The sequence below is a fragment of the Flavobacterium sp. genome, from assembly GCF_044371705.1.
In the GTDB taxonomy this organism is placed as follows: Bacteria; Bacteroidota; Bacteroidia; order Flavobacteriales; family Flavobacteriaceae; genus Flavobacterium.
On sequence record NZ_JBILTE010000102.1, the window covers coordinates 1 to 9,833 of the forward strand.

Genomic DNA, 9,833 nt, shown 5'->3' on the forward strand with positions numbered 1-9,833 from the left:
TTTCAAAAGTGGTACAATTTCATCATTCGTCTGATACGGTTGCTCTGATAGAAAAATAGCTTCGTTACGGCTTTTGTTTCCAACTCGGTGGATGGAAAGGGATTCGATGTGGGCGTTGAAAAGGTTGATCATTATGGGTTGTAGTTGTTTAAAAGTTTAAGATTGTTTAAAGTTGTTTAAAAGTTTAAAACTGTTTACGGTTTGATAAACTTTGTCCCTTTAAAATCGTTGTTATTTAAATAGGTGATAAAATTGTGGATTTTGATGCTCAGTTTTTCATAGTCGGCAACTAGCATGTTGAGTTTTTCTTCGGTGATATAGTCGTTATCAAAAACTCGATACAATTGCGAACGGCTTTCACCGGCTGAACCTTTTGCAACAGATAAAAATTGTTTAAATTCTCCATTGCCATTTCTTTCAAATCCTTCTGCAATATTATCCATTACTGAACCGGAAGAGCTTTTAATTTGACCTTTAAGTTTAAAGTCGGTTTTTAAATCTGTTGTTTTAGAAAGTAAAATTATTTCTTTGGATAATCTTCTGGATTCTTGCCATATTTCTAAATCTTCAAATCTTTTGATGGTCGCCATAACAATTTTAAACTTTTAAACAATTTTAAACAACTTTAAACCTTTCAATTCCAGTTCTCCTCAAACCCAAAGTCCTCAAAAGAATCATCTCCACCTTCAAACATGTCTAAATCGTCTTCGTCTAAATCGTCTTCAAATTCAGTGAAAAGTGAATCGTCGTCGGCTTCAAAAGTCGGGTCGTTGCCAACAAGCGGCATTAAACCTAATGAATACAATAGTTCCGGATACGTTGCACCGGCTTGTTTTTCTTCAATGGCGGCTAATTCAACTAGGAACGACCACATATTCAAGAAATCATACACATAAATGATTTTGGTTTGCTTTTCATAAAGCATGTCTTCCAAAGCCAAATCACTCATAATTCGCATTTCACCCGGAGTATCGCCGGTGTCAAAAAGCGGAATTTCATCTTCTTGGTTCCAATTATCATCGCAGGTATAAAAGGAAGCCATTTCGCTGCCGTCAAATCCAAAAGCGTTGACAATAGCATTGTGTAAATCTTCTAAGGTATCGGTACTTTCAATGGCTAAATCTCTGAAAATATCTTCTTCCGTATCGAGTATTACCCGTAATTTATAAATCATCTTCGTTGCATTTTTAAGGAAGGCAAAAGTAACGAATATTTACGATTTATGTTTTATGATTGCAGATTTGTTGAAAAGATTTTGGATGTTACTAATTGATTATTTTTCGCGTGCAACAACAACATAATCGTTTTTGCATCTTTAATCTCCCCATTATAAACCATTGTCATTGCTTGTTCAAAAGCCAGTTCCATTACTTCAATGTATTCATGTTCAGTCGCCAATCCGCCGCCTTCACTGACTTTCATTTCAGGTTGGTATTCGGCGGTAAAAAAGTAGAGTATTTCTGTAACAGCTCCCGGTGACATGTAGGCTTCAAAGACTTTTTTCACTTCGTGAATGCGGTAACCGGTTTCTTCTTCGGTTTCGCGTTTGATGCAGTCTTCCGGATTTTTTTCGTCTAAAAGTCCGGCACAAACTTCAATCATCATGCCGTTTTCATTGCCATTTAAAAAGGTGGGCAAACGAAATTGTCGGGTTAAAATAACGGTTTGCTTTTCTTTGTTGTATAATAAAATAGCTGCTCCATTTCCCCTGTCGTAGACTTCACGTCGTTGTACTTCCGGTTCGCCATTTTCAGGTGTGAAGTTGTACGTGACTTTATTTAGTAGGTACCAATTATCGGAAAGTAATTCCGTTTTGGTGATTTCGATTTTTGGGTTCATTGAAATATTTTTTCATGATTTACAAATATCATAAACTAAAATGAAGAAATGAAGTTTTTATTTGATTTGAGAAAATGAATTTTCATTTTTTTTATTTTTAAAACCATTAAGATATTAATTTTCATTAAGTATTTGCAGGTTTAAACCGAAATGAATAAAACTTAATTTTCTTAATTCCAAAATGGTTTAAAAAAACAATTCATCCTTCCATTTTAACAACTCAGTAACTTTCAATTTCCATTGCTATTTGTTTGTAGCAACTTTGTCTCATCAAAATCAAACCCGATGAAAACTTATATAACTTTAGTAATCATATTCGTTTCACTTTTATCATTTAGTCAAAATGTTATTTCCGGAAAAGTTGTCGATGAAAAAGAGCAACCCATTACAGGAGCCAATGTTTATCTAGAAGGAACCTATGATGGCGGTTCAACCGATGAAAACGGTCAGTTCAATTTTACTACGCAAGAAACCGGAACCAAAACATTGATTGTTAGTTTTCTTTCTTTTGAAACATATTCGAAAGCGATAGATGTTAGTCAGTTTCAAAATCAAACCATCAAGCTAAAAGAGAGTGTCAATGTTTTAGATGCTGTAATTTTAACTGCAGGTACCTTTGAAGCTGGAGATAAGGCTCGTGTTTCTGTTCTAAAACCATTAGACATTGTCACAACCGCAGGTGCTGTTGGCGATATTATTGGTGCATTGGCAACATTACCGGGTGCTCAAACAGTAGGCGAGAGTAACCGACTTTTCGTTCGCGGTGGAGAAGCCGATGAAACCCAAACCTTTGTAGACGGTTTGCGAGTTGCACAACCTTATGGTGCAACTGCCAATGATTTGCCCACTCGTGGTAGATTTTCTCCATTTTTATTCAGTGGAATTTCATTTTCAACCGGTGGTTATAGTGCCGAATATGGCGAAGCACTTTCAAGTATATTGTCGTTAAATACCAATGATGATGTGCTTCAGGAACAAACCGAAATTTCATTGATGACCGTAGGTTTAGGGTTGGGAAACACGCAGCAGTGGAATAAGAGCTCGCTCACTTTTAATTTAAATTATACCAATTTAGCTCCGTATCAATTATTGGTTCCTCAAGAAGTTGATTGGAATAAACCATTTCAATCATTAACAGGTGAGACTGTTTTCCGTCACCAATTTAAAAATGGGTTATTAAAAATTTATGCTTCCTTAGATGTTGCGACTCTTGATTTAAATCAAGAAGATATCAATCAACCCGAAAAAGTTCGTTTCGATTTAAAAAACAATAACTTTTATGGAAATGCCTCGTACAAAGGGACTTTTGGAAATAATTGGTCCTTGCAAACAGGAATGAGTTACGGAATCAGTTTAAACGAAATAGGTATTAATACAGACGCTATTGAAAGTGCTGAATATGCAACACATTTGAAAGCTAAAGTTTCTAAAAAATTGACCGAACGGGTTAAATTAACCGGTGGTGCCGATTATTTTATTACAAAGTTTGACGAAGATTTTATTCCTTTCGAGCAAACATCGTTTTCATCCGGATTTGAAAATACGATTGCGGCAGCTTACGTTGAATCAGATATTTTTTTTAGCAAAAAAACAGCATTGAAATTAGGTCTTAGAGCTTCACAAAATCAACTTTTAGACGAGTTTCATGTGTCGCCTAGAGCCTCTTTCGCTTATAAAGTTTCAAAAAACGGTCAGTTTTCGTTTGCCTACGGCGATTTTGTGCAAACACCAAGACAGGAATATATTAAATACGAAGCCAATTTTAAATCGGAAAAAGCATCCCACTTCATTTTGAATTATCAATACAATAAAGAAGGGCGTACGTTTCGTGCCGAGGCTTATTATAAATCGTATGATGATTTGGTAACGTTTGATTCCCAACAACCGCAGTTTGATTCGGATTACAATTCAAACGGGAACGGATTCGCACAAGGACTTGACATTTTCTGGAGAGATAATAAAACATTTAAAAATACCGAATATTGGGTTTCCTATTCGTTCATTGATTCAGAGCGATTGTACCGCAATTTCCCGATAGCGGCACAACCCAGTTTTATTGCAGACCATACGCTTTCTATTGTTACAAAACATTGGATTGAAGATTGGAAATCGCAAATCGGATTTTCATATACTGTAAATTCAGGTCGTCCTTACAATAATCCAAATGAGGCAGAATTTATGAATGGGATGACCAAACCGTTTCAAAATCTAAGTTTCAATTGGGCTTATTTGATTTCGCAACAAAAGATACTGTATTTCTCTGTTTCGAATATCTTGGGGACCGAAAACGTGTTTGGATATCAATATGCAAACACACCTGATGTTAATGGCGATTTTCAACGAAGAGCCATTGGTCAGCCTGCTGATCGATTTTTCTTTATAGGTTTCTTTTGGACCATAAGTGATGATAAGAAATCGAATCAGTTGGATAATCTATAGGTGCTAAGGTTCTGAGTGACTAAGGCTCTAATGTTGAAAAGGTCACTCATTATTATCAGATGCCTTAGCAACTAAGTACCTCAGAACCTCAGGGCCTCAGAAATAACAATTCATCACCAAAAATCAACAACTCAGTCAAACTCCTTTTCAAAACCACTTTTTTCAACTGAAATTTGTTTCATCAAAAGAGTTAAACAATAGTAAACTTTTAAACAACCTTAAACAACCTTAAACAATCTTAAACAATCGTAAACAATTTTAAACTTTTAAACTTTTACATCATGACAAAAATTATCGTTACCATCGTTTTATTAGTTACCACACAATTATTTTCCCAAAGTCAGTACGAACAGGGAATGAGTAAAGCCTTCGCTCTTTGGGGAGAAGGAAAGAATACCGAAGCATCTGACCTGTTTGCACGCATCGCTTCTGCAGAAAAAAACAATTGGTTGCCCAATTACTATGTAGCATTTGTAAATACTTCTGCAGCTTTTGAAACCAAAGACAAAGATCAAATCAATGCGTTGCTAACAAAAGCACAAGCAGCTTTGGATGTAGAAATAGCACAGCAACCGAACAACGCCGAATTATTAGTTTTGCAAGCAATGATTCACACCGCTTGGATTGCATATGACCCAATGACCAATGGCATGAAATTGTCCGGAAAAGTGATGGAACTATATGGAAAGGCAGAGGTGATTGCCCCAACCAATCCACGCGTGGTTTTTGGAAAAGCTGAATTTGAAATGGGTTCTGCTCAATTTTTCGGAACGGATACCCAACCAATCTGTGCACAAATTGCAAAATCAATCGAACTTTTTGCTACTTTTAAACCTGAGACTGCTTTTCACCCAAATTGGGGATTAGAGCGAGCAAAGGAAGCATTAGACGCTTGTAAATAATTACGAACATGAATAAATTAATCAAAGAATTTCCGCGAGCAACCGCAATTGTAGTAGGCATATTTGTTGTGCTTATACTTTTAGAAGTAATTACAGGCGGACAAGTAACTTGGAATAGTGAATTAGCAGTAAGTTTTGGTTTTACCATTCTTTACGGATATTCTTTGTATTATGCCAATGCTATTCTTTTCATGCAGTTGGACCATTATTTTAAAGAGGAACGTTTTTCTCGCAAACGTCTTTTTATTGGAGCTTTTGCATCATTTATATTTTCAATTTTGGTGATTTTTTTATTGCGAATCTTTGAAGATGTTGTAATTGAAGGTAAATCATGGGAAGCATTTTTAGCAGGGGAGCGACCTGCAAATTACTTAATTTCCATCGTACTTACTTTTATTGTTACCTTAGGAATACATGCTTTTTATTTTTACAAAGCCTATCAGGAACATAAAGTAAAAGAACAAAAAGTAATTGCCGGAACCGCATCGGCACAATTTGAAAGTTTAAAAAATCAAATAGATCCGCATTTTTTGTTCAACAGTTTAAACGTTCTAAGTTCGTTAATTGAAGAAAATCCGGAGAATGCTCAAAAGTTTACCACATCTTTGTCTAAAATATACCGCTACGTTTTGGAGCAAAAAGATAAGGAGTTGGTTCCGGTTGAAGAAGAATTGACTTTTGCCAAAACGTATATGAACTTGTTGAAGATGCGTTTTGAAAATAGTATCACTTACGAATTGCCTGAAGGATTTGCTAATGATGAAGCAAAAGTGGTTCCGCTCTCGTTACAATTATTATTAGAAAACTGCATCAAACACAACGTGGTAAGCGAGAGTAAACCGTTGCATATAAAAATTTATACAGAGAATAACCAATTGGTTGTTGAAAATAATTTGCAAAAGAAGGAAATTCTCTCAGACAGAAAAGGAGTTGGGTTGCAGAATATTGTCAATCGATATGCCATCATTACTCAGCGAAAAGTGTTGGTAGAAGAATCAGAAAAATCATTTAAAATAGTACTACCTATATTAACAAAACAAATTTCAATTATGGAAACACAAATGAAATACAACGAGAACACGGCTTACTTAAGAGCCAAAGATCGAGTAGAAAAACTCAAAGGTTTTTACGGGAATTTAATTTCCTACTGCGTGGTAATTCCAGTTTTAATTATCGTGAATTTAAATACATCTAAATTTCAGTGGTTTTGGTTCCCAATGTTAGGTTGGGGAATGGGCTTGACTTTCCATGCATTAGAAACTTTTGGTTACGGAAAATCCTGGGAAGAACGTAAAATTCAGGAAATTTTAGAGAAAGAGGACAAACAGAAAAACACATGGAATTAAAAGTATCATTTATGGAAACTAACGAAGAATACGAAAGATATCAAAAAGCAAGTAAAAAAGTTCAGGAAATAAAAGGCTTTTATAGTCACTTAATTGCCTACGTATTTGTGATTCCGGTTACTGCATTTATAAACATAAAGTATACACCCGAACATTATTGGTTTTTTTATCCGATGATAGGGTGGGGAATAGGAGTACTGTTTCACGGAATAGGTGTTTTTGGCACCGATACTATGTTTAGTAGTGATTGGGAACATCGAAAGATCAAACAATTTATGGAAGAGGAAAAAAACAAGAATAAATAGTAATTAAAAAGTATCAATTATGAATTCTCAAGACGAAATAAAATACCAAGAGGCTCTTAAACGAGTAAAAAAAATTAAAGGATTTTACACACATGCTATTGTGTATGTAATAATCAATTTAATGATTATAATTGTGAATTATCAAAATTTAGATCCGGGAGAATCGTATTTTCAGTACAAAAATTTTACGACACTCTTGTTCTGGGGAATTGGCTTAGTGGCCCACGGATTCTCAGTTTTTGTTCCACAATGGTTTTTAGGTAATAATTGGGAAGAACGAAAAATTAAGGAACTAATGGATAAAGAGAAGAATAGTAAGTGGGAATAGTTGTCAGTAATCAGTTTTAAGTGTTCAGCTTTTACCCATAATTCATAACCACATACTAGCATGAAAATCATCATTATCGAAGACGAAAAACCGGCCGCACGTTTGTTGCAACGTAAATTAGAAAAAGTAGGTTTACAGGTGGATACACTTTTACATTCTGTGGAAGAATCGTTGGAGTGGTTTCAGAACAATGCTCATCCGGATTTGATTTTTTTAGATATTCAATTATCTGATGGGTTGTCTTTTGAGATTTTTGAACAAATCGAAATCAAAAGTGCGGTTATTTTCACGACTGCTTTTGATGAATATGCTTTGCGAGCCTTCAAATTAAACAGTATTGATTATTTGCTAAAACCGATTGATGAAGACGATTTATCAATTGCAATTACAAAATTCAAAAATCAATTTCAAAAAAGCATTATTTCATCCTTAGATTTTGAAGCCATTAAGCGAATGTTAGTGAATCCGATTGAAAGAACATTTAAACAGCGATTTACCATCAAAATTGGGGAACGCCTTAAAATGATTCCGTTAGACGAGGTGGAATGTATTTACAGCGAAAATAAAGGAACCTATTTACACACCTTGGATAACAGGAATTATTTAATCGATGGTACGTTAGATCATGTAGAAACGGAATTAAATCCGGAACAATTTTTCAGAGTTAGCAGAAAATTTATTATTCCACTAAAATCAATCAAAGATATATTAGTCTATAGCAATTCGCGTTTAAAAGTCATTCTTCCAACCTACAAAGAGGATGAGGTCATTGTGAGTCGCGAACGGGTAAATGATTTTAAGGAATGGTTGGGGTAAAAAAAAGACTGTCAACAAATCTGACAGTCTTTTTTTAAAACATTTGATAGTTTATAATTTAGAATTCTTCAAATTCCTGAGTTTCATTTCTGTTTGCTTTTCGCACATTAATAGCTTTGTTATCGGCACCTGTTACAAAAGCAACAAATTCAATGTTATTACTATTAGCAATATTAGCAGGAATTGGAACAGAAAAAGTTTTAGTATAAGTATTTCCAACCTTTGTTTCTTCCGAGGCAATTGGTTCTCCAAATAAAGGCGTAATGCATGATCTTAAAACGTGTTCGTGCTCAAAATCATTTATATAAGGCAATCCACCGTAAAAAGCGGTATAGTTTACTTGGTCGTAAATTAAATCATTTTCTAAGACATACACCACTAATTTCAGATTTTCAAAATCTTTGCTAAATTTTATATTTACGTCAAGGTTAATAGTAGTTGCGGTGACTTGATTTGACATCGATACACCAAGTTTTGGATTATCACCTTGAGTTAAATTAATTACTTGAGTAATGTTGTTTTGTTCAAGTGGCTGCCAGCGTGTCATTCTATTTAAAAGAGCTTTTGGGTAACCCGCCATGTTTAAAACAGCCTCTAAAGAACTTGTGTCATAATTGTATGGATCATACGCTGCATCAGCCGGATTAGAGCTGGAACGATGAATACCTACCGGAACAACATATTCCGATTGTGCACGAGCGAGTTCAATTGCATGTGAAACGCGTGGACAATTACCACACCACGTTCCGGTGTAGTCTTCTATTAAAACTCTTTTAACAAAGTTTGTTTCCGAACCATCATGAAAACGCACATTTATGGGTTCAGAAAGTACACTGTAGTATTTAGCTTGCACTGCATAAGTCCCTACCTCAGTAGTTGTAAATGAATCTCCTTCAATAGGAGTGTTATTTACAAGTATCGTAGCATCTTCAGTAACTATCTCACCTGAATTGGTTGTTACAGTAAAAGTGATTGTTTCTCCAATTACTTTAATTGATTTATCAGTTGTTAATCCGATTGAGTCAACAGATTCTAAAATTTTGTAATCTGTTGTGCAAGAAAAAAGACTAATTACGAGTAATAAAAATCCAAAAGCACTAAATTTATTCATGCGATTTTATTGTTTGATAATTTTTACATTCGAAGAAATACCTTCAGCGTTTGTAAAACGGGCAATATAAATTGAAGTATTCAAATTACTTAAGTTTATGTTTTGAGAACCTTCAGTAAAATTTAATTCTTTCACTAATTGTCCGTTTAAATTATAAAGTGACAGATTTCCTTTAGCAGCAGCCGAGAATAAAAAATCATCAGCAACGACAGTATTTGTAACTGAAATCCCTAAGTTGGATAAACCTTCAAGTGTATTTACACTTAAATTTGGGACATATCTGTAGGTAAAAGTAATCGCATTGGCTTCAGAACCTAAGGCATATACAGAAAACACATAGTCCATTACACCTCCGGTACCCAAATTAAAATTTACAAAATGATCTCCTTGCGACGGATTACTTTGACCGGGAGCTAAAGGATTTGGATAATCAGGATATACTCCGTTTAGGGCAACACTATCAAAACAAGAACCGCCATAACACAATTCGAAATTTGAACCTGTGGCGTTCACTAAGCCAATACATTTAATTTTGATATCTTGAGGAGTTGTTGAAATATTTTTTACTCTAAAATTTAAGTAAGCTGTAGAACCTACTGTTTCAAAAGGAATAATCATTCCATTAGTAATAATTGTACCATCTGATTTTTTAAACTCCACTTGGGCAAAAGTGTTTAAAAATAGAAAACTAAGAAGGACGGTGTAGGTAATTTTTTTCATAGAATTTTTAATTTATCTTTTGCAAAT

At 34.6% G+C, this 9,833-nt stretch carries 11 protein-coding genes and 1 pseudogene; 6 read left to right on the forward strand and 6 right to left on the reverse strand.

The window, feature by feature from the left end; all coding sequences use genetic code 11:
• The 4 genes and pseudogenes from ACIQ2S_RS08260 to nudK all read right to left on the reverse strand — a co-directional run.
• Nucleotides 1-132 (reverse strand): annotated as a pseudogene (locus ACIQ2S_RS08260) (nucleoid-associated protein); the annotation flags it as partial.
• A 62-nt stretch (nt 133-194) separates the two neighbouring features.
• On the reverse strand, nt 195-590 hold the full coding sequence (locus ACIQ2S_RS08265) for a four helix bundle protein (RefSeq protein WP_396174880.1): 396 nt from the start codon (nt 588-590) through the stop codon (nt 195-197).
• Nucleotides 591-634: 44 nt separating this feature from the next.
• On the reverse strand, nt 635-1,174 hold the full coding sequence (locus ACIQ2S_RS08270; protein WP_396174882.1) for a hypothetical protein: 540 nt from the start codon (nt 1,172-1,174) through the stop codon (nt 635-637).
• Nucleotides 1,175-1,227: 53 nt separating this feature from the next.
• Nucleotides 1,228-1,839, reverse strand: coding sequence for a GDP-mannose pyrophosphatase NudK (gene nudK, locus ACIQ2S_RS08275; protein WP_396174884.1), 612 nt, complete (start codon nt 1,837-1,839; stop codon nt 1,228-1,230).
• Between the two features lie 285 nt (nt 1,840-2,124).
• Between nudK and ACIQ2S_RS08280 the strand changes: the two genes are divergently transcribed.
• From ACIQ2S_RS08280 to ACIQ2S_RS08305, 6 genes are all read left to right on the forward strand, one after another.
• A complete protein-coding gene (locus ACIQ2S_RS08280; protein ID WP_396174886.1) occupies nt 2,125-4,278 on the forward strand; it encodes a TonB-dependent receptor domain-containing protein in 2,154 nt (717 codons plus the stop codon).
• Between the two features lie 281 nt (nt 4,279-4,559).
• A complete protein-coding gene (locus ACIQ2S_RS08285) occupies nt 4,560-5,180 on the forward strand; it encodes a hypothetical protein (RefSeq protein WP_396174888.1) in 621 nt (206 codons plus the stop codon).
• 8 nt (nt 5,181-5,188) lie between these two features.
• The gene (locus ACIQ2S_RS08290) at nt 5,189-6,526 is read left to right on the forward strand and encodes a 2TM domain-containing protein (protein WP_396174890.1); all 1,338 of its coding nucleotides are present in this window, start codon (nt 5,189-5,191) and stop codon (nt 6,524-6,526) included.
• Entirely contained in the window at nt 6,517-6,831 is a 315-nt protein-coding gene (locus ACIQ2S_RS08295) for a 2TM domain-containing protein (protein WP_396174892.1), read from the forward strand. The genes ACIQ2S_RS08290 and ACIQ2S_RS08295 overlap by 10 nt, the downstream gene beginning before the upstream one ends.
• Nucleotides 6,832-6,850: 19 nt before the next feature.
• Entirely contained in the window at nt 6,851-7,159 is a 309-nt protein-coding gene (locus ACIQ2S_RS08300; RefSeq protein ID WP_396174894.1) for a 2TM domain-containing protein, read from the forward strand.
• Nucleotides 7,160-7,219: 60 nt separating this feature from the next.
• Nucleotides 7,220-7,975, forward strand: a complete 756-nt coding sequence (locus ACIQ2S_RS08305; protein ID WP_396174896.1) for a LytR/AlgR family response regulator transcription factor — start codon at nt 7,220-7,222, stop codon at nt 7,973-7,975.
• Nucleotides 7,976-8,033: 58 nt separating this feature from the next.
• On the opposite strand, the gene ACIQ2S_RS08310 is transcribed toward ACIQ2S_RS08305, so the two are convergent.
• Nucleotides 8,034-9,086, reverse strand: coding sequence for an Omp28-related outer membrane protein (locus tag ACIQ2S_RS08310; protein WP_396174898.1), 1,053 nt, complete (start codon nt 9,084-9,086; stop codon nt 8,034-8,036).
• A 6-nt stretch (nt 9,087-9,092) separates the two neighbouring features.
• Entirely contained in the window at nt 9,093-9,806 is a 714-nt protein-coding gene (locus tag ACIQ2S_RS08315) for a T9SS type A sorting domain-containing protein (RefSeq protein ID WP_396174900.1), read from the reverse strand.
• Nucleotides 9,807-9,833 lie beyond the last annotated feature (27 nt).